Below are 17,147 nucleotides of genomic sequence, written 5' to 3'. Positions count from 1 at the left end.
CACCGCCCTCCGCGTGCAAGTCCCTGATTCTTAACAGGGTGGGCAGACGGGTGCGCATCAGTAGAGCGGAAATCCAGAATCGGTCGCCGCAGGATTCCGGGCTCTCGCGTGGCGCTGCAGGCGTCGCATGCCGGCAAAATGCGTAGATGGCGTTGGATCCAGATGTTCACGCCATTTTCAGATGTCCCACTTCCGGGCGAGACGGATGCGGCGCAGCGCGAGGCGCATACCCTGTTTGGGGTATGGCACAATAATTTGTTTCCTACGAGAATCTGGTTGGCGACCGCGGTGCAGGCGCGGCCAGGTGAGTGAAGACAGGGTAGAACCACAAGCTGCGGCCTCGGGCGCAAGGCCACTGGCCCAGGCGTGTGAAAGAAACCCATCCTGAACAAGCGGCATAGGCTTGCCCCTTTGCCCCGAACAATCGCTTCAGAGACGGGCGAGGCAGGTAGTGATTGGCGAAGTAGAGGTTGCCGGCTAACAGTGAACGAAAACCTGCCGGAGATTGCAGCTATTAATTGAGCATCAGAAGAAAAGTTATGAAAACTATCCGTACTTTTGCATCTTCACTATTACCTATTCTGGCCCTGTGCTTTCTAACATCAGCGCGTGCGGAACAGCCTGAGTTCAGTTGGTTGGAAATGAATTGTTCCGACGCTGGCTACAGCGGTCGCCCCGCGTTCAAATGCACGACGTACGCCAATTCGTTGAAGTCGGGCGACGTCGGTGCATTGCTGGCACTCGAGGTATGGTCAAACCCTAGTATCAAAGCGCGGTTGGACTTGAATTTATGGTCGAATGTCCGTTCAGGAGCAGACAAGGCGCCAACGGATCCAATTACCTTGAAGGTGGACGGGCAGACTGTCCATCAATTCAAGGCCGCCGAGCTTCTCGAGCACACGGGAGGAGATAAGCACTTTTCGGCGACCTATACATTTCCCGAAGATGCAATTCCAAAGCTGGCTTCTGGCAAGGAGCTTACCCTGGAATTCACTCAACCCAGCGGAGAAGCCGTTTCTCTCACATTTCCGACGTCGCCGGCGTCACAAAAGAATCTTGCTCAACTAACGTCCCAGACCCGGTCCAAATACCAAGCCTACTATGCGCCCCCCAAGGGGAAACCAGCAGCAAGGAAGGAAGGCAAGGCACACGTTGTCAATGCTGAAGTCTGGGACATGCTCGGAGAAGCAGCGGATCGTTCACCTACCTGGATCAACAACAAGTATGGAACGTTGCAGATCCTTGAGATGAAATGGGTGGAGTTGCACGTGGCATTGCAGATGCGCATATCAAGTTGCAAACAAGGTAGTTGCAAAGAAGGTTATACATGGCAAGTACGCTTGAACGAGAATGCCGTAGTCGGCAACAAGCCGGCCGCCGTCCTGGTTTTTTATAACGAATCGCATCAGCCTGTTTTCCGATATGTAGAGGCTAAAGTCTATCCCTGGGTGCCTGGCAAGACCTTTCATCGAGATACCTTTGATCCCATCCTGATGGCAGACACAAAGCGCTCACTCGACCATATGAACGTCCCGACATCCTTCGGCGTTTCGGATAAGCCTTGCTGTATCAAACTCAACTCGGTTGACTTCACGCCGGCATCGCAGCGCGAGATCCAGAACTTGATTGGGGAAGCCGCAGACAAGGAGCGTCAGCGTATCGCCCAGGAAAAGGAGCAGGAGCGCCGGCGGATGGAAGCCGAAATGCAGGCAAAGGCTGCAGCTGACCGCAGAAGGGCGGAGATTGAAGCAGAGAATGAAGAATTTGACCGGGAAATGGCGGCGCGCCAGCGCGCAGCCCCGTCATTTGCACAAACCTTTGCCAACACCTTTCGGAATGAAATGCAGGCCAAGCAGGCACAGCAGAATAACCAGCAGGCTTTCTTGAATAACCTCGCCCAGCAAACGCATCAAACCGCAAGGGTTCGTGAGCGGGCCGCGGACGCCAGGGAGCGATCGGCAAAGCAGAATTCCTACGTGCCGCCGGCAGCTGCCAAGGTGAGCAATCCGGAGGCAACTCACAGCGGCAGCGCTGCCAAAGGCACTTATCAACCTTTGAGTTCTGCTCAGGCTCCTTCAAGCACCGTTGGCAGCCGCAATGCAGGAGATGCACAGGTAAGTAAAGACAAGGTGGAAGCGCCGGTTGCGGTTACACGGGGCAAGGCCATGGCCTGGTGCATGAAAAAGAAGAATGGCGAATTCTGGTGTAACGGCCCCCTGCAAAATGGCGGTTGGGGCACTACCCTGGAGCGGGCACTCAGCATGGTCGATTGCCCGGGGGGTACAGGCTACACACCGACTGTAGGGACTGGTGGACGGTCTTTCAGCTGTGGCCGGGACCTCAGGCCGAGTGAACAAGCGGTACCCACTTACGACCCCTTCGCCAAATACAAGAGCAATTTCGAAGAGGGGCCGATCAGGTAGCCGGCCCGTTCTCTCCCATGCCATTGGTTTAGTCCCGGGCTCGTCCGCTGCACGGATGGGGACCTCCACAACGCAAGCAAATATCCTGAATCCTTTTGTTCGTCCGGCGCCTCTTTGTATGTGAGACCAACTCAAAGGAGATCAGCATGTTCTACTTGAAACGTAACCTTCCATCCTGGGAACGCATCCTGCGCTTGGGCGGCGCGGCGCTTCTCGCCGTATCGGCATACGCCGGCCTGCTGCCCGTCGCGGACTGGATATCCGGCAGTACGGCCGCCATTCTCGGCCTGACTGCGCTGGCCGGCTTTTGTCCGGCGTGTGCGGTCGTAAGGCGTCGGCAGATTCGGGAAAGACCATGATGCCGTCCAGGGCCGCGCTGGTTGAGGCGGCACAAGGTGGCCAGCCCGACGCCATAGCCGCGCTGCTGACCGATTGCCAGCCCGATATCCGACGCTTCGCCCGGCGCGCCTGCAGCCGTGCCGAAGACGCAGAGGATGCGGTGCAGACCGCGTTGTGGCAACTGTATCGCAAGATCGGCGCACTGCGGACTGCCGCAACGCTCGCCGCCTGGCTGTTCCGCATCGTCGAGCGGGAATGCTTTCGCCTTTTCCGCCAGCGCTCGCGTCTGGAGCTCGAGAGCGAGGCCGAAATCGAATCGCTCGCCGCACCGGGCGTTCCGCTCGACCTGCGGCTTGATCTGATCCGCGCAGTCGCCGCGCTGCCGGCGCCGTACCGCGTTGTACTCATCCTGCGGGACATCGAGGAACTGACCGCGCCGGAAGTGGCGTCTCAACTTGGCCTCGGCCTCCAGGCCGTCAAGACGCGGCTGCATCGCGCACGCGCGATGGTGCGGGAGCGTCTCATGGAAAGTGGTTATTGGTCCGGTGTCGAGGGGGAGGACGAGCAATGAAGCGCGACCCATTCCCGGCCGGCCTGCACTTCGCCGGGAGATGGCGCGCCTGACACCGCCGGAGGTCCGGGGGTTCTTCGCCTCGGACCACGCAATCAAGCGCCATGACTAGACGGTGCGGCGATTGCCTCCCGTTGCATGGCGCCGCCGCGCGCAAGTTGCGCGCCACATGCGGCGAGCTGGTCGCGGTGCAGCGATTGCTGTCGCCGCCCGGGTCCCACCTCGCTGTGCTCACGCGATGCAACCGGCTCACATCGCGGACATTCATGCTGCGGAATGATGACGTTGGCCCTATTCCGCCCGACGCTGTTTTCCGTTGCGCTGCATGTCACTGCCCTGCCGGCGGCTTTCCAGTGCTCCCGACGCCGCTGCCCGGAGCAGGCGCTGGAAGGTCGGGCATTCGGCGTGGCTCGGCGCCCTGCACGCGGCGGCATGACGCAGGCCCCGGCTCACTGCCCGTAGTTGCCTGATCGTCCGCTCGATCTCGTCGGCCTTGTCGACCAGCAGCCGGCGGTTGATCGCCGGTCCGCCATTCGGCGACAGCATGGAGCCGATCTCGTCCAGCGACAGCCCGGCAGCCTGCCCCAGCGCGATCAATGCCAGTTGATCCAGCACGCCCGGCGCGAAGCGGCGGCGGATGCCCTGGCGGCCGACCGAAGCGATCAGACCCTTTTTTTCATAGTAGCGCAGCGTCGAGGCAGGCACGCCTGTGCATTTGGCGACTTCAGCGATATCCATGGCAAATCATCCTTGACTTGAAGTTGACTTCAACTTCTATAGTGGACGCATGGAGTTCATCAGTCAATCGATAGGAGTGTTGCCATGACAGTCGCTGAAACCATTGCAAGAACCGTCGTCGTCGGAATCGGCGCCACCGCGGTCATGGATGCCTGGCTCATGCTGTTACAGCGCATGGGCATCCAGACGCTCAATTTCGCGTTCATCGGCCGCTGGGCCGGGCATCTGTTTCGCGGCAGGTTCGCCCATGAAGCAATCGGCAAGGCCGCGCCCATCCCCGGTGAACGCGCCCTCGGGTGGCTTACCCATTACCTGGTCGGCATCGCGTTCTCCGGTGTGCTCGTCGGCCTGCAGGGCGCTGGCTGGCTGCGGCAGCCGGCATTGCTGTCGGCACTCGTCCTGGGCGTTTGCACAGTAGCGGCGCCCCTGTTCGTCATGCAGCCGGCGATGGGCATGGGTTTCGCCGCGTCAAGGACACCGGCCCCCTTCAGGAGCCGCGTGCGCAGCATCGCCAACCACGCCGTCTTCGGCCTGGGCCTCTACCTGTCCGCAGTCGTCACCGAATGGATTTCCCGGTGACGACGCTTCCCCCTTTGGAAATCAATATCCTGCATGGAGCTGGAACAATGAAGAAAATTGCCGTGATTTACCACAGTGCCCACGGACACACTGCGCACATTGCCCGACATGTCATGGACGGTGCGGCGAGCGTCCCGAACACCGAAGTGTATTTGCTGGAGGCCGAGGAACTGGCAAAGACCCCTGACGCGCTGGTCGGCTTTGACGGCTACCTGTTGGGATCGCCCACCTACCTGGGTGGCGTGTCGAGCCAGTTCAAGGCATTCATGGATGCGACAGGACGCCTGTGGCGCACGCAGCGACTCAAAGGCAAGCTCGCGGCCGGCTTCACGGTCTCGTCCCTGCCGGCCGGCGACAAGCAGTCGACGCTGCTATCGATGTTCGTGTTCTGCATGCAGCACGGGATGCTGTGGGCCGGCAATCCGATCCTGCCCGAGCAGCATGCCGGCGTGCCGTACGAAGAGGCCGCCAACCGGCTTGGATCATGGGCTGGCCTCATGGCCCAGGCGGCGCACGGCGGCGCGGCGGACGCGTTCACGAAGGGCGACATCAAGACCGCGCGCATGTTCGGGGCGAATTTCGCGGCAACCCTGCACAGGGTCGACGGCGTCGCTCCCCGCAGGCTGCAGGGGGCGGTCGCATGATCCCGGAGAAATACGCAACCTTGCTGTTCGGCGCGATTCTTTCGGGACTGATGTCGCTGCTGGTCTCCGGCATCTCGACGTTCCGCGCCACTGGCCTGTCGGATGGCTTTCCGGCGCTGTGGCTCGCCGCCTGGCTGACCGCCTGGCTGGTGGCGTTTCCGGTCGTCGTATTCGTTGCACCGCTTACCGGCAAACTGGTGCGTCGCCTGACCGCGAAAAGGCATTCCGCTTCGCATCGCCAGGAACAGCGCGAATAGGCGGCCGGCCGCTCTCCCCGATCGCGCGTACCGAAACGTCGACACTCTCCGTCAGGCAAACATGCACATGCTGATTCCCCTCCTTTTCGCGCATGAGCGCCGGGCCTTGCGCGAGGCGCTGCGGCGCGACGAATGCCGGGAGCTGCGGCGCGCCGGATCCGATCCCGCGTGGGCGGACTGGCACAGGCAGAACGCGAGACTGTCACGGCGCCTCGCCGAGCTCATCGATACGGATCCAGAGCCGACCGATTCCGCATGATCCAGCCAGGTATGCCGCGGGACCCGTCGCTCCCGCGGCATGCTGTCGGGCGTAGCTCAGGGCAGCGGAATGTCGCTGCGTTTCGGCAGCGCCAGGACGTTGGGCAGGATTTTTTCACGGTACACCCGGAACAGGCGCTGCAGTTCCCGCATGGGCGCAGGGTGATCGTCTATGCGAATGTCGCACAGCGCGTACTCCTCCGCGCCGAATACCAGGACATTGACCGACCGCTCGCCGTGGGTGTCGCCCCCGGCTTCGTCCCCCCGCAGCAGTGCCAGGGTCAGCCGCTCCGAGAGGTCGAGGTGTTCCGTCTCGTGCATGGACGCCAGCGCCCTTTCCAGGACCTGGGGCCCGGCGAGCCGGTTGCCCTGGACGCAGCAGGCGCGTCCGGACAGATGGCCTGCCCAAGGGATGTTCTCGTCACCGGTCCAGGCGGCCGTGCTCCCGTCCCGGTCCACGATGCCGACCTGGCGCCTGCTCGCTGCGGCGTCGGTCGCGAGGACGCGCTGCAGGGTCTCCATGGCAGGCAGGCCCCGCTCCATCAGGCGCAGGCCGTCGTAGGCAAGGTAGGGATTGGTGCTGGCCTGCGATGCAATCGCCCCGACGCGGGGCACGGCGTGGCAGGCCAGCTTTCCAACCGCCTGCACCGCCGTCGCGGCGGCGACGCCCACCTCCCCTGTGCGGGCACAACGGGCGACGATCGATAAGGTCATGGCAGCTCCGCGGCAAGTAGGCAATAGGATCGCGTGCCGGCGCTGCCGTTCGGAAGCTTGACCGGAATCAGCGGGGCAATGACTTTCGTCTGCATGCACCGGGAATCGCCCGGCCGAACAGTGGCGGGTACCGGCCCAACCGACGCGGCAACAGGTATTGCCCGGGTTCGATCGGGTTACACGCGCCGTCGGGGCGACGGCTATTCTCTCTTTTCACAATCGGCCATCGCATGGGAAGCGTTGCCCGGCGCCCTGTTCGCATTGCAACAGATTGCGCGGCCAGCGACGCCGGCGGCCGGCCCTCCGCAAGTCCATGTCGGACAGTGAAAGTACCTACGGCCGAGAAACATCGTCGGACGGCAGTGTCAATCGAGGAACGGAAGGGACAGGCCCAAGTGGCGTCGCAGGCACGCGCAATGCATGTCCCGGGCAACATGTTCACGACGAGGAGAAACCATGCCAGCAGGAGCCAACCCGAAGCGCGAGCGCGAATACGGCAAGCTCGCACGCCGCTTCCACACGGAGCATCGCTACCCGGGACGCGAGGAGGAAGTTGCCGCGCGCATCGTCAACAAGCAGCGCTCGAGCTACGGCGAATCCAGCGCCGAGAAAAGAAAGGAAAAACAGGGCAAGTCGCCGGACCGTGGCCTGCCCGTCGCCGGTTACCAGAAGCTGACGATCGCTCAGGCCGCCGGAAAGCTCGACGGCCTGTCGGCGGCGCAGATCCGGAAAGTTCGGAACCATGAAAGCCGGCACAAGAACAGAAAGGGCATGATCGCCCTGCTCGACCGCCTGCTGGCGCGTCACTGAGCACATAGCGACGGGAGGCTCCGCTCCATGCGATGGCGCGGCGATTCCCTCGACTCCGGCAGGCATGGCGATCGCCGCTCATGATGTGCCCTTTCGAGGCGGGTGTTCGACCGCCCGCGCGAGCATCGTAGCCGTCCCTTGCGTCGCGGGGCAGCGTCAGGATTGCATTGCCTCGGCCCAGTCACCCCGGAGACATGTGCTCAGTGCAGCATGATCGTGCCCTGCACCCCGGCCTTGATCCGCGCGATGACCTCGCCCTGGATATAAAACCGATTGTCTTCAAGCACACCGACCAGGTCCATTGCCGCGGCGGCGCCGTACCGCTCCTGCAGATGCGCGCGGAAGACCTTGCAACGCCGCTCTGCGCCATCAACGAGCACCGGGAACACAACCGCGTCGTCGCTCAGGTCGTATCTCGACCTGTTTGGAAATTCAATCTCCATGGCAGCTCTCCTTCATACGGACCGTTAAGGACTCAATCTGAAATCTCCTCCGAAGATTGGTTCCGATGTCCGCCCTCGATTCGATCCCGGGCACGAGACAAGATGCACGGAAGAAAAGCCGCGCCTGGCGCCCGGCAGGAGTACCGCAGTGCAATCATCGCCCGCGGGCCCGCTTCCGCACGACGTACCGTGCGGTCCGTCCGGCAGCGGTGCGTGCGTGGGGCACGGATCCGCACGTTGACGGACCGGGCAAAATCTATATACTCGGGACCGTATCTACACTGCCTCTGCCCGCCATCACGTGAACAGCCGCTGCCATTCCATGAATCGCATGCGTTCATCCCCGACCAGGGGAATGACGGGTCTTTTCGCGCCCTTCGTTTCCACCCGCATCCGGCCTGTTGCCGCTGCAACCGGTTCGACCGTGCACATGCGGCACGTCCACTCGTCCACTCGGGACCTCGCCTGCCTCACTTCTGGCTCGGCGAGCACCTGAGAACGCTGCAGATCTCGACGTCCTCCCCGAGCCACACTCCAGCCATTCCACCAGCGCCGTGACCGCACGCAGCGCGACCAATGAAGTAGCAATGTCCCATGGCGCGAAGACGGCTGCCAGCCTTCCGGTTCCAGGACCAGCAAAGAAGGACCATGCGCCGTTCGCCACCCGGCATAACCAACGTGAGAGCAAACAATGCAACCCAAAATTGTCGTATCGATCCGAGACCTCGAGCGCCTTGAAGCGATGGCGGATGCCCTGCCTGCTTCCGCCCCCGGCAAGGATGCCCTTTTGAACGAACTTGCGCGCGCCGAAATCGTGGAAGACGACGAAGTGCCGGCGACCGTCGTGAAGATGCACTCTGCCGTTCGTTTCAGCATGGACGGATCGGGAGAGGAATTGATGCTGTCCCTGGTCTATCCGAATGAAGCCGGCAAGCACCCGGACACGATTTCGATACTCTCGCCGGTCGGCACCGCCTTGCTCGGCATGGCTGCCGGCGAATGCATCGAATGGCCGAAGCCGGATGGCGGCTTGGTGAACGTCCGCATTCTGCAGGTACACGACCCGCTGGAGAGCGCCTGCGATTCGCCGCCCTGATGCGCGATCCCGGCAATGCCGGATGCACGTATTGCTTGCGGCCCGTCGGGGCGGCATTGCAGATGTCGGCGGCTGTCTCCGCAGCTTCTGCTTGCCGCCGGTACCGCCCTGGTTTTACCCCCGCTTCCCAATGAAAAAGCGGCCCTGAGGCCGCTTGATGGTTGATTGCGGGTGGATCCGCTTCGACACCGGCGCCCGTTCAGGCTAGCGCCGGCAACGGCGGCTGCGCGAATCGCGCTTCTTTCATGCCTTGCTGGCGCTGCTTGCGCCGGCGCTTCAGCATCTGTGTCGCCCGGTACGCCGCCTTCCTGACCGCGCAGTCGACAGCGGCATAGAAATTTTCCTCGACGTCCTTGACGACGATCTCGGCGTGACCCGGGATGGATACCGATACCTGGCACAGCTTGTCGCGCCCGCCGCGGGGACCGTTCAGGTCGCTCAGCCGCACGGTGACCGTGGCGATCCTGTTGCGCGCAAAGGAAAACGCGAAACTGATGCGTCTTGCGAGGTAGTCCTTCAGGGAAGGCGAAGTCATGAAGCTGGACGGGCTCAAGTCGATTCTCATGCGTTCCTCCGTATGGAAAGGGCCGGGGTCGACCCAGCATCGATTGTTCCATGTCACGGTGGATCGCGCTCTCGCTTTTACCTGAAGCTTCAATCGAAAAACGCGGTGAATTCCAGGACGGAAGGACCACAGGGAAAGAGAGCGCACCGTGTCTGACGCGCCAGCAACCGCCAGGGCTGCCGGGAGGCGTCGCGGCGCCTCCGCTTCATGTCAGTTGGACGGATTGCCCGGCGACGCAATGCCGTGGCGCTCCCTGGCTGCGCCAAGCAGTGCAGCAAGATCCTCGTCGCCCGCAACCGCTTCGGGCGTATCGCCATCCCGGTCCAGCTGATCGAGCGAGGCGCCTGCAGTCACCAGTTCGCTTGCGACGCCGGCGCAGCCAAACATGGATGCGAAATGCAGCGGCGTGTAGTCGTCCTGGTCGGTCGCATTCACCCTGGCGCCCGCCGCCAGCAGCATCCGCACCACTTCCACGTGCCCTTCCGCTGCCGCCAGATGCAGTGCGCAGCAGCCTTCGTCGTCGCATTTGTTGGGGTCGGCGCCGGCACCGAGCAGCAGATGGACGCCCTGCGCGTCTCCGGCGGCGGAAGCCAGATGCAGGGCAGTCAGTCCGCCATTCTCCGTCGCATCGAGCCTGGCGCCCGCCTGCAGCAGCAGGCGCAGTGCATCGCGCCGTCTTTCGCTCGCGGCGACATGCAACGGCGTGCAACCCTGGTCGTCCCTGCTTTCCAGGTCCGCGCCGGTGTCGAGCAACATCTGCAGCAACGCGGTGTCGTCGATGCCGGCGGCAAGATGCAGCGCGGAGCGTCCGCCGGCGCCCGGGCATGACGGCACGGCGCCGGCATCGACCAGAAGGCGGGCGGTGGTCAGCTGGCCATTGCCCGCCGCGATATGCAGCGCGGTCCACCCGCGCGCGTCCGCTGCGGCGACGTCGCTGCCCGCTTCGAGCAGCGCCTGCGCCACCCCCTGGTGTCCGGCGCCCGCGGCAATCTGCAGCGCCGTCATCCCGTTGGCGTCGGTCGCCGCCACATCGGCGCCCGCACGGAGCAGGCGCTCCACGGAGGTGGCGTGCCCGTAGCGCGCTGCCCAATGCAATGCGCTGTAGCCCAGTTCGTCGCGACAGCGGATGTCACTGCCCGCTTCCATCAGCAGGGCGATGACGTCGTCGTGGCCGTTGCCGGCGGCGAGCAGCAGCGGCGTCATCCCGTACCGGTCGACGTCGGCGACGCCGGCGCCATGTGAAAGCAGCAGGCGAACCACCTCGCCATGGCCGTTGTTGGCCGCCGCATGGAGCGGCGTCATGCCGTCGGCTTCCCTGGTACGGACGTCGCTGCCCGCCTGCAGCAGCAGCTCCGCAATGCCGAGGTGTCCGCCATTCGCCGCATAGATCAGCGCAGTGGCGCCGTTCGCATCCCGGTCAGCCACGTCCGCCCGCGCCGCCAGCAACGCAGCAACGCCTCCCTGATTGCCGAGATTGGCGGCAATCGTCAGCGGCGTGCTGCCGTCCCTGGTCTTGACGTCCGGCTTGGCCCCGTATTCCAGCAACGCCGCCACCGCATCGCCGTCCGCGCACCCGGCGCAACGATGCAGCATGTGCCAGCCTTCCTCATCCACGGCGTTCGCATCCGCGCCCCGGCGCAGGCACTCGCGCACCCCGTTGCCGTTGCACTGGTCGATGGCGTCGATCAGCGCGCCGTTCATCTCATTCGCAGTTTCCATTTCCGACCTGATAGTGTTGATTGAGCGATGGGCAGCGGCAGCCTGCTCCCCCATCATGGGCCCACGCTTCCGCGCGCGGCGACGAGCACAGCTCGCCTGTATCAGAACTTGCCGTCCGCGCTGCTGGTCGCCGCCTTGTGGCCGAGGCTCTGCGCCGTCAGCACCTGCTCGGTCCCGAACGTGTCTTCGATTTCCTTCCGTATTTCCTCGGAAAAACCGGCGACACGTTGCGCCATGTCAGCCATCGTCACCATGCCTTGCAGGCGCATGTTCCGGTCGAGCACCGGCACATGCCGGACCTTGTGCGAAGCCATCAGCTTCGCCACTTCCTCGGACGTCTGATCGGCAAAGCAGCAGGGCGGCGCCTCGGCCATGACGTCCGCCACGAGCAGCGTGCCGGACGCGCCCCGTGCCGCATCGGGGTCGATCGCCTCCTCGGTGATGATCCCGACGAGGTGCCCGTCGTCGCAGACGGGAACCGCCCCGATATCGACGCTCCGCAGCGCGCCGATGACATCTTCCAGCCTGCTTTGCGGCGTGGCAGTGGCCACGTTGTAGCTCATGATTTCCGATACTTTCTGCATATGCTTTTCCTGTGCTGAATATCGCGCGCCACCGGCGCGAAGCGCGATGGTGCCGCTTGACGCCGCCCGGGCGCTGCCGTTCCGTTGCAACTGCAAAACAGATCGCATCGCGTCGCGTCTGCCGCTAGCGGTTTTTCGCCTGCAGAGAACGTTCGCTGATGGTTTGCACGCGCCTGCGCTGCGACGACATTGCCTTTGCCGCTCGCTTGGAGGGAGGGAATGACGACGCTGCGTCCGCTGGGGGAAAGCAGGAAACGGTCCCGCTCTCAAGCGAACTTGCGGAAGAGAAGGATTGCGCGGGCAGCGGTGAGGAGGACGCGGGGAAACCGCAGGCCGCGACGGCAGCGCGCCTTACCGGAGCGACCGGAAAGTGTTGCCGGAGATTGCCGGAATGCAGGCGAGGCCGGCGCCCGGGCTCCCCGCGCGCCCGGTCCTGTCCACCACGGCGGATGCGGGTCAGGCGTCGAGCTGGTCGGCGAGTGCGGTGATGGCACTTGCGTGCAGGGTGTTCAAGCCGTTGTCCGAGACATCCTTGGCGCGGTGGGGACCAAATTCCGCCGGGCGCTGGATATAGGCCGTCTGCAGGCCGCACTTGCGGGCGCCGGCAAGGTCTTCCTGGTGCGCGGCCACCATCATCACCGACGAAGGCGGGATGCCGAAGATCTGGCCGACGCCGAGATAGACCGCCGGATCCGGCTTGTACTTGCGGAAGATTTCGGCCGACAGGATGCAGTCCCATGGCAGGCGCCCATGCTTGGCCATGTTGGCGAGCAGGCCGATGTTGCCGTTGGACAGGGTACAGATCATGTACTTCGCCTTCAGGCGCTGCAGGCCCTCGACGCTGTCCGGCCACGGGTCGAGCCGATGCCATACGTTGTTCAGGTCCAGGATCTGCGCCTCGTCCAGGTTGTCCACCTTGAACCGCTGGAGCAAGTCGCGCAGGATCATCAGGTGCAGTTGGTCCACCGTCGTCCAGCCCAGCTCTCCAGCCATCACGCGCCGCATGGCCTGGGGATAGCCTTCGCGCCAGGCGAGCGCGAACGCATCGGCATCGACCTGGGGGCAAACACGCTTCACCGCCGCCGAAACCGGGCCGTACCAGTCGACCACCGTGCCGAACACATCGAATGCGAGAACTGCGGGTTTGTTCATCCCTGCTCCTTGTCTGGTTGCCGTCGCCGCGGCGGCTTGGGCTACCGGAACGGTAGCATGGAAGCCGGACAAGCGTTGCCGCCGGCTGTCCGTTGGCGCAACCCGCCTTCGTCAGCGATCGACCCGCCGCGATTCATCGTCGCGGGGCTCCCGTTGCGCGCCCTGCCGCTGCTCAAGGATGGCGCGCGACGCCGGAATTCGCTACCCCTGAACGCATCTCATCCCTTGTATTGGCTCCCTGACTGGCGGCGATGACTTTTTTGATTCTTACGAGGAAGGGTTTTGAGGAATGGCGCCGGCAGCCGGGACACAGGCTCGTGGTGAACCGCAACCTGCTCGACGATGCCGAACTGGAAGGCTTGCGCGCCGCCGGGATCGACGTCCATGTCCTGCCGCAACGGCTGGCGCCGGACGATCTCGGCGCCATCGAACGGACGCTGCGCAAGCTGAAGCCGATACAGCACGACGCCGTCTGGGTCGAGCGCCCCGCGGTGCCGCAGCAGGAGGATGCGCCGGAAGCCGCCGCGCGCCCGCCGGCAGCGCGGCCTCAGGCCAGCGCGGCAGCCCGTTACTCGCTGCGGGCGCTCCAGCACCTGAAGCGGCTGGCGGCTGCGGGCGGCAAGGCGCTGGTCATTCCCTACATGGGCTTCGGCACGCCGGACCGGCTGTTCCTCCAGGGACGGGTATTGCGGGACGAAGGTTTCGCGACGCCGCGACCCGATGAAAAGCCCTGGCGCAACATCGTCGAGCTGTCCAAGCGCATCGGCTCGGACGAGGTGCCCGGCGCGCGCCTGCTTGCCCGCTTCGACGGCGTCGAGCAGGAACTGGTGACGGACGCGGGCGGCTATTTCCAGGGTGAGCTGGTCCTGCCGCGCCCGCTGCAGCAGCCCGGCTGGCACGGGGTCGACCTCGAGCTGGTTTCGCCGCGGCCGCGCGGCGCAATGACCGGCGCGGTGGCGCAAGTGCTGGTGCCGCCGCCGACCGCGCGCTACGGCGTGATCAGCGACATCGACGATACCGTCCTGTGGAGCAATGTCACCAACAAGCTGCGCATGCTGACCATGCTGGCGATCAGGAACGCCCATTCCCGCAAGCCGTTCAAGGGGGTGACGGCGCTGTATGCCGCGCTGCGCGACGGCATCGGCGGGGACGAAGGCAATCCCGTGTTCTACGTGTCCAGCAGTCCCTGGCACCTGTACACCCCGCTGGTGGATTTCTTCCAGGCGCAGGACATTCCGCTCGGGCCATTGATGCTCAAGCAGCTGCGGCTGCGCACCATGTTCGGCGCCGGCCGCCATCACGGCCACAAGCTGGAGAACATCGAGCGCATCATGAGGATCTATCCGGATCTGCCGTTCATCCTGATCGGGGACAGCGGCCAGAAGGACCCGGAGATCTACCGCGAGGTCGTCGCCCGGCACCCGGGACGGATCAGGGTGATCTACATTCGCAGCGTCAATCCGGATCCCGAACGCATTGAGGCACTGGACCGGCTGATCGATGAAGTGCGGGCATCGGGTACGCAGCTGGTGCTGGTGCCGGACAGCGAATACGCCGCGGCCCATGCCGCCGCCGAAGGCCTGATCCGTCCGCTGGAGATGCTCGCGGTACGGGTCGACAAGCAGGCGGACGAACGCCAGGCGGCGCCGCCCGCGTAGGACGGGCAGTGCCTGTGGCGGCGGCCGCCCGGCGCCGCCATTGCCGGCGGCAATCCCGACTTTATTCCTGGGCCTTGAATCCCGTCGCCTTGACCACCTTTTCCCAGCGCGCGATATCCTCGCGCAGCAGGCGGTCGAGCTCCTGGCGGTTGCTTCCCGCGACGCGGAAGCCGGCGCCCTGCAGGCGCTCGCGCACCTCCGGCGACTTCATCGCCTCGACGGTTGCGCGGCTGAGCGCATCGAGCACTTCGCCAGGCGTTCTTGCGGGTGCGTGAAGAGCGAACCAGGCGCCGAATTCCACCGAGGGGTAGCCCTGCTCCCGCACCGTCGCGACGTCGGGCAGCATGCTGGAGCGCGCCGGGCCGGAAGTGGCGAGGGCGCGCAGCTTGCCGCCCTTCACGTGCGGCGCGACCAGCGCCAGCGTGCCGAACAGGCCCTGGGTGTCGCCGGCAATGATGCCGTTCATCGCATCACCGGTGTTCTTGTAGTGCACAGGCTCCGCCTTGAGCTGGATCGCGTCCGCCAGCATGGCGATGCCGAAATGGCCCGGTGTGCCGGCGCCGAAGGTGCCCATGAACACATTCTTCTGGGACTTGCTCCAGTCGGCGTATTCCTTCAGGTTCTTCACCGGCAGCGACGCCGGCACCACGAACGCGAAGTCGGACGTGACCAGGTGGCTGACCGAGGCGAAATCATTCACCGGATCGAAGCCGAGCCGGGTGTAGGTGCTGGGGGCGATGGCCATGCTGCCCACTTCGCCCAGCAGCAGGGTGTAGCCGTCGGGTGCCGCCTTGGCTGCTTCGCGCGCCGCGATCAGCCCGGCCGCGCCAGGCTTGTTGTCGACCACGAAGCCTTGCCCCAGACCTTCCTGCAATTTCTGCGCGACCACCCGCGCCACCAGGTCCGGCCCGGTGCCGCTCGGGAAGCCGACCACGATGCGCACCGGCCGCGCCGGATAGGCCTGGGCGAATGCCGCGCCCGTGCCCGCCGCCATCAGCAGTGCCAGCGCGGCTTTCCCCAGCATCCGCCTGCCTGCGTTCAAACGTCCTTGATTTCCCATGTCTGTCTCCTCGCTATTGTCGGTGTATGAAACCTGGTCAGAGCACCAGGAAGACATCGATCCTGGCGGCGCCAGCGGTACGCGCGCCGTGGCCGATGGCGATCGCCGAGTTCAGGTGGCGCCAGCGCGCCGCGCCGGTCTGGAAGGTGATCGCGGTGCGGAAATAGTAGGCGTCGGGCGCGACCGGCTCGCCCGCCGCCAGCCGGCGCATCACGTCGGGAGGGCCATGGCGGTAGCCGTTGCTCTGGATCTCGACCAGCGCGCCGTCCTCGGTCCTGAGCACATAGTGCGCGGCAATATCGAGCGTGCCGTCGGCCCGCTGCAGCTGCCAGTCCACCCCTCCGGCCAGCACCTCGCCGCGCATCTCGGCGCCTTCGACCTCGCCGCCGGTGATCGGCACGTAGCGCCGCTCGCCGTGCGCCGCGGGACCAAGGCTGACGACCTGGTCGACGCGCGCGGTGATGCGGCACAGGTGGCGCAGCGCCGGGGCGGCTGCCGGGGCCTGCTTGTCCTGCGGATGGAATTCCATTAATGTCCCCGTGTAGTCCGAAATCGACCCCGGCGCGACCCCGGCGCCGCCGGGATTCTGTTGCGCCGACTCTATCGAGGGGTTTGTGGCACCGGTTCTTGTGCCTGCCATCATAGAAGCAGCCGCGACGATTGGCTGTCCTCCCCGAAGAGGACAGCCCTTGCCCTGCAAACACCTGATGAACGCGTGGACCCTGGCACAGGAAAGACCGGCCCCCGAGCTGGCGCTCGACGCGCTGTCGCAGATCATTGCGCATATCGGCACGCCGTTATTCCCCTCCCGCGCGCTCACGACGATCAACCGCGCGCTACCCGCCGGGTCATGGAGCGTCTACCGGACAGCGGCGGCGACCCGCCCGGTCTGCTACCTGTCCGACAGCTACCAGCGCGCCGACACCACCGGCCTCTGCTTCCGTGCCTACCGCGACGGCCTGTATCGCGAGGACCGCACCTTCGACGCCCTCGGTGCGGACGAACTCGGCATCCTGCACCTGACGGCGGGCGAGGTCAGGCATCCCGAGCACCGGCGGCTGATCTACGAGCATCACCGGCTGCGCGAACGGCTGTCCGCGGCGCGCCGCGACAGGGACGGCGGCATCCTCACGGTCAACCTCTACCGGCACGACGACCAGCCCGGTTTCCGTGATCGCGACCTGCGGCTGTTCGAGGCGATGGCAGGCGGACTCTTCGCGACGGTCGAACGCCAGATCGCCCTGTGCCCCGGCGCGGCGGACCAGGCGATGCAACGGGACGCGGCGCTCCGGCGCATCGCCCCCGGCATGCCGCCGCGCGAGGTGGAGGTCTGCCTGCGCCTGCTGCGGGGCATGAGCCACGACGGCATCGCCTGCGACCTCGGCATCAGCGCCACTACCGTCAAGACCTACCGCAACCGGGCCTACGCGCGGCTGGGCATCCACCGCACCAATGAATTGTTTGCACTCGTGACAGGCGGCCAGGGATTGCGCGTGCAAAGCTGAACAGGCCGGGGCGGCAGCGCAGCTGCTAGGGC

At 64.8% G+C, this 17,147-nt stretch carries 20 protein-coding genes; 11 read left to right on the top strand and 9 right to left on the bottom strand.

Going from position 1 to position 17,147, the window contains the following annotated elements; translation table 11 throughout:
* The first annotated feature begins 518 nt into the window (after nucleotides 1–518).
* The 3 genes from VIM12_RS14180 (at nucleotide 519) to VIM12_RS14170 (ending at nucleotide 3,333) form a co-directional block, all read left to right on the top strand.
* Nucleotides 519–2,423, top strand: coding sequence for a hypothetical protein (locus VIM12_RS14180; protein WP_331942311.1), 1,905 nt, complete (start codon nucleotides 519–521; stop codon nucleotides 2,421–2,423).
* Between the two features lie 146 nt (nucleotides 2,424–2,569).
* Nucleotides 2,570–2,782 (top strand): DUF2892 domain-containing protein, encoded by a 213-nt coding sequence (locus VIM12_RS14175; protein WP_331942310.1) that lies wholly within the window; start codon nucleotides 2,570–2,572, stop codon nucleotides 2,780–2,782.
* The gene (locus VIM12_RS14170) at nucleotides 2,779–3,333 is read left to right on the top strand and encodes a sigma-70 family RNA polymerase sigma factor (RefSeq protein WP_331942309.1); all 555 of its coding nucleotides are present in this window, start codon (nucleotides 2,779–2,781) and stop codon (nucleotides 3,331–3,333) included. The genes VIM12_RS14175 and VIM12_RS14170 overlap by 4 nt, the downstream gene beginning before the upstream one ends.
* Nucleotides 3,334–3,624: 291 nt before the next feature.
* Here VIM12_RS14170 and VIM12_RS14165 read toward each other — a convergent pair whose 3' ends face one another.
* The gene (locus VIM12_RS14165; RefSeq protein ID WP_331942308.1) at nucleotides 3,625–4,071 is read right to left on the bottom strand and encodes a helix-turn-helix domain-containing protein; all 447 of its coding nucleotides are present in this window, start codon (nucleotides 4,069–4,071) and stop codon (nucleotides 3,625–3,627) included.
* Nucleotides 4,072–4,155: 84 nt separating this feature from the next.
* Here VIM12_RS14165 and VIM12_RS14160 point away from each other — a divergent pair, with 84 nt between their 5' ends.
* The 4 genes from VIM12_RS14160 to VIM12_RS14145 all read left to right on the top strand — a co-directional run bounded on the left by VIM12_RS14160 (nucleotide 4,156) and on the right by VIM12_RS14145 (nucleotide 5,810).
* On the top strand, nucleotides 4,156–4,650 hold the full coding sequence (locus tag VIM12_RS14160; RefSeq protein WP_331942307.1) for a DUF2938 domain-containing protein: 495 nt from the start codon (nucleotides 4,156–4,158) through the stop codon (nucleotides 4,648–4,650).
* 47 nt (nucleotides 4,651–4,697) lie between these two features.
* Nucleotides 4,698–5,294, top strand: a complete 597-nt coding sequence (locus VIM12_RS14155) for a flavodoxin family protein (RefSeq protein WP_331942306.1) — start codon at nucleotides 4,698–4,700, stop codon at nucleotides 5,292–5,294.
* Complete coding sequence (locus VIM12_RS14150; RefSeq protein ID WP_331942305.1) at nucleotides 5,291–5,551, top strand: DUF2798 domain-containing protein; 261 nt, start codon at nucleotides 5,291–5,293, stop codon at nucleotides 5,549–5,551. The genes VIM12_RS14155 and VIM12_RS14150 overlap by 4 nt, the downstream gene beginning before the upstream one ends.
* Nucleotides 5,552–5,618: 67 nt before the next feature.
* Nucleotides 5,619–5,810, top strand: coding sequence for a hypothetical protein (locus VIM12_RS14145; RefSeq protein WP_331942304.1), 192 nt, complete (start codon nucleotides 5,619–5,621; stop codon nucleotides 5,808–5,810).
* A 56-nt stretch (nucleotides 5,811–5,866) separates the two neighbouring features.
* On the opposite strand, the gene VIM12_RS14140 is transcribed toward VIM12_RS14145, so the two are convergent.
* Complete coding sequence (locus tag VIM12_RS14140) at nucleotides 5,867–6,523, bottom strand: DUF1028 domain-containing protein (protein ID WP_331942303.1); 657 nt, start codon at nucleotides 6,521–6,523, stop codon at nucleotides 5,867–5,869.
* A 456-nt stretch (nucleotides 6,524–6,979) separates the two neighbouring features.
* Here VIM12_RS14140 and VIM12_RS14135 point away from each other — a divergent pair, with 456 nt between their 5' ends.
* Nucleotides 6,980–7,333 (top strand): hypothetical protein, encoded by a 354-nt coding sequence (locus tag VIM12_RS14135; protein WP_331942302.1) that lies wholly within the window; start codon nucleotides 6,980–6,982, stop codon nucleotides 7,331–7,333.
* A gap of 200 nt (nucleotides 7,334–7,533) precedes the next feature.
* Here VIM12_RS14135 and VIM12_RS14130 read toward each other — a convergent pair whose 3' ends face one another.
* Nucleotides 7,534–7,776, bottom strand: coding sequence for a DUF1488 family protein (locus VIM12_RS14130; protein WP_331942301.1), 243 nt, complete (start codon nucleotides 7,774–7,776; stop codon nucleotides 7,534–7,536).
* Between the two features lie 691 nt (nucleotides 7,777–8,467).
* On the opposite strand from VIM12_RS14130, the gene rnk reads away from it, so the two are divergent.
* Entirely contained in the window at nucleotides 8,468–8,872 is a 405-nt protein-coding gene (gene rnk / locus VIM12_RS14125) for a nucleoside diphosphate kinase regulator (RefSeq protein ID WP_331942300.1), read from the top strand.
* Nucleotides 8,873–9,071: 199 nt separating this feature from the next.
* Here the strand turns inward: rnk and VIM12_RS14120 are convergent, their stop codons facing one another.
* From VIM12_RS14120 to VIM12_RS14105, 4 genes are all read right to left on the bottom strand, one after another.
* Nucleotides 9,072–9,437 (bottom strand): HPF/RaiA family ribosome-associated protein, encoded by a 366-nt coding sequence (locus VIM12_RS14120; protein WP_331942299.1) that lies wholly within the window; start codon nucleotides 9,435–9,437, stop codon nucleotides 9,072–9,074.
* Between the two features lie 210 nt (nucleotides 9,438–9,647).
* Entirely contained in the window at nucleotides 9,648–11,156 is a 1,509-nt protein-coding gene (locus VIM12_RS14115; RefSeq protein ID WP_331942298.1) for an ankyrin repeat domain-containing protein, read from the bottom strand.
* 101 nt (nucleotides 11,157–11,257) lie between these two features.
* Nucleotides 11,258–11,740 (bottom strand): CBS domain-containing protein, encoded by a 483-nt coding sequence (locus VIM12_RS14110; RefSeq protein WP_331942297.1) that lies wholly within the window; start codon nucleotides 11,738–11,740, stop codon nucleotides 11,258–11,260.
* Between the two features lie 456 nt (nucleotides 11,741–12,196).
* On the bottom strand, nucleotides 12,197–12,892 hold the full coding sequence (locus tag VIM12_RS14105) for a haloacid dehalogenase type II (RefSeq protein WP_331942296.1): 696 nt from the start codon (nucleotides 12,890–12,892) through the stop codon (nucleotides 12,197–12,199).
* 251 nt (nucleotides 12,893–13,143) lie between these two features.
* On the opposite strand from VIM12_RS14105, the gene VIM12_RS14100 reads away from it, so the two are divergent.
* On the top strand, nucleotides 13,144–14,550 hold the full coding sequence (locus VIM12_RS14100; RefSeq protein ID WP_331942295.1) for an App1 family protein: 1,407 nt from the start codon (nucleotides 13,144–13,146) through the stop codon (nucleotides 14,548–14,550).
* Nucleotides 14,551–14,611: 61 nt separating this feature from the next.
* Here the strand turns inward: VIM12_RS14100 and VIM12_RS14095 are convergent, their stop codons facing one another.
* Complete coding sequence (locus VIM12_RS14095; RefSeq protein ID WP_331942293.1) at nucleotides 14,612–15,610, bottom strand: tripartite tricarboxylate transporter substrate binding protein; 999 nt, start codon at nucleotides 15,608–15,610, stop codon at nucleotides 14,612–14,614.
* A 37-nt stretch (nucleotides 15,611–15,647) separates the two neighbouring features.
* Nucleotides 15,648–16,139 (bottom strand): DUF3237 domain-containing protein, encoded by a 492-nt coding sequence (locus VIM12_RS14090; RefSeq protein ID WP_331942292.1) that lies wholly within the window; start codon nucleotides 16,137–16,139, stop codon nucleotides 15,648–15,650.
* A 178-nt stretch (nucleotides 16,140–16,317) separates the two neighbouring features.
* Here VIM12_RS14090 and VIM12_RS14085 point away from each other — a divergent pair, with 178 nt between their 5' ends.
* Nucleotides 16,318–17,115 carry a helix-turn-helix transcriptional regulator gene (locus VIM12_RS14085; protein WP_331942291.1) on the top strand — a complete coding sequence of 266 codons (798 nt, stop codon included), beginning with the start codon at nucleotides 16,318–16,320 and terminating at the stop codon, nucleotides 17,113–17,115.
* Nucleotides 17,116–17,147 lie beyond the last annotated feature (32 nt).

Origin of the sequence: Noviherbaspirillum sp. (assembly GCF_036563305.1) — a bacterium.
GTDB lineage: Bacteria > Pseudomonadota > Gammaproteobacteria > Burkholderiales > Burkholderiaceae_D > Noviherbaspirillum.
Note: the sequence above shows the minus strand (reverse complement) of the source record. Positions and strands in the feature narration are given on the sequence as shown.

Coding starts and splice junctions, on each gene's coding strand:
- VIM12_RS14175 (WP_331942310.1), top strand. CDS start 2,570: ATGTTCTACTTGAAACGTAACCTTCCATCCTGGGAACGCATCCTGCGC.
- VIM12_RS14170 (WP_331942309.1), top strand. CDS start 2,779: ATGATGCCGTCCAGGGCCGCGCTGGTTGAGGCGGCACAAGGTGGCCAG.
- VIM12_RS14165 (WP_331942308.1), bottom strand. CDS start 4,071: ATGGATATCGCTGAAGTCGCCAAATGCACAGGCGTGCCTGCCTCGACG.
- VIM12_RS14160 (WP_331942307.1), top strand. CDS start 4,156: ATGACAGTCGCTGAAACCATTGCAAGAACCGTCGTCGTCGGAATCGGC.
- VIM12_RS14155 (WP_331942306.1), top strand. CDS start 4,698: ATGAAGAAAATTGCCGTGATTTACCACAGTGCCCACGGACACACTGCG.
- VIM12_RS14150 (WP_331942305.1), top strand. CDS start 5,291: ATGATCCCGGAGAAATACGCAACCTTGCTGTTCGGCGCGATTCTTTCG.
- VIM12_RS14145 (WP_331942304.1), top strand. CDS start 5,619: ATGCTGATTCCCCTCCTTTTCGCGCATGAGCGCCGGGCCTTGCGCGAG.
- VIM12_RS14140 (WP_331942303.1), bottom strand. CDS start 6,523: ATGACCTTATCGATCGTCGCCCGTTGTGCCCGCACAGGGGAGGTGGGC.
- VIM12_RS14135 (WP_331942302.1), top strand. CDS start 6,980: ATGCCAGCAGGAGCCAACCCGAAGCGCGAGCGCGAATACGGCAAGCTC.
- VIM12_RS14130 (WP_331942301.1), bottom strand. CDS start 7,776: ATGGAGATTGAATTTCCAAACAGGTCGAGATACGACCTGAGCGACGAC.
- rnk (WP_331942300.1), top strand. CDS start 8,468: ATGCAACCCAAAATTGTCGTATCGATCCGAGACCTCGAGCGCCTTGAA.
- VIM12_RS14120 (WP_331942299.1), bottom strand. CDS start 9,437: ATGAGAATCGACTTGAGCCCGTCCAGCTTCATGACTTCGCCTTCCCTG.
- VIM12_RS14115 (WP_331942298.1), bottom strand. CDS start 11,156: ATGGAAACTGCGAATGAGATGAACGGCGCGCTGATCGACGCCATCGAC.
- VIM12_RS14110 (WP_331942297.1), bottom strand. CDS start 11,740: ATGCAGAAAGTATCGGAAATCATGAGCTACAACGTGGCCACTGCCACG.
- VIM12_RS14105 (WP_331942296.1), bottom strand. CDS start 12,892: ATGAACAAACCCGCAGTTCTCGCATTCGATGTGTTCGGCACGGTGGTC.
- VIM12_RS14100 (WP_331942295.1), top strand. CDS start 13,144: ATGACTTTTTTGATTCTTACGAGGAAGGGTTTTGAGGAATGGCGCCGG.
- VIM12_RS14095 (WP_331942293.1), bottom strand. CDS start 15,610: ATGGGAAATCAAGGACGTTTGAACGCAGGCAGGCGGATGCTGGGGAAA.
- VIM12_RS14090 (WP_331942292.1), bottom strand. CDS start 16,139: ATGGAATTCCATCCGCAGGACAAGCAGGCCCCGGCAGCCGCCCCGGCG.
- VIM12_RS14085 (WP_331942291.1), top strand. CDS start 16,318: ATGAACGCGTGGACCCTGGCACAGGAAAGACCGGCCCCCGAGCTGGCG.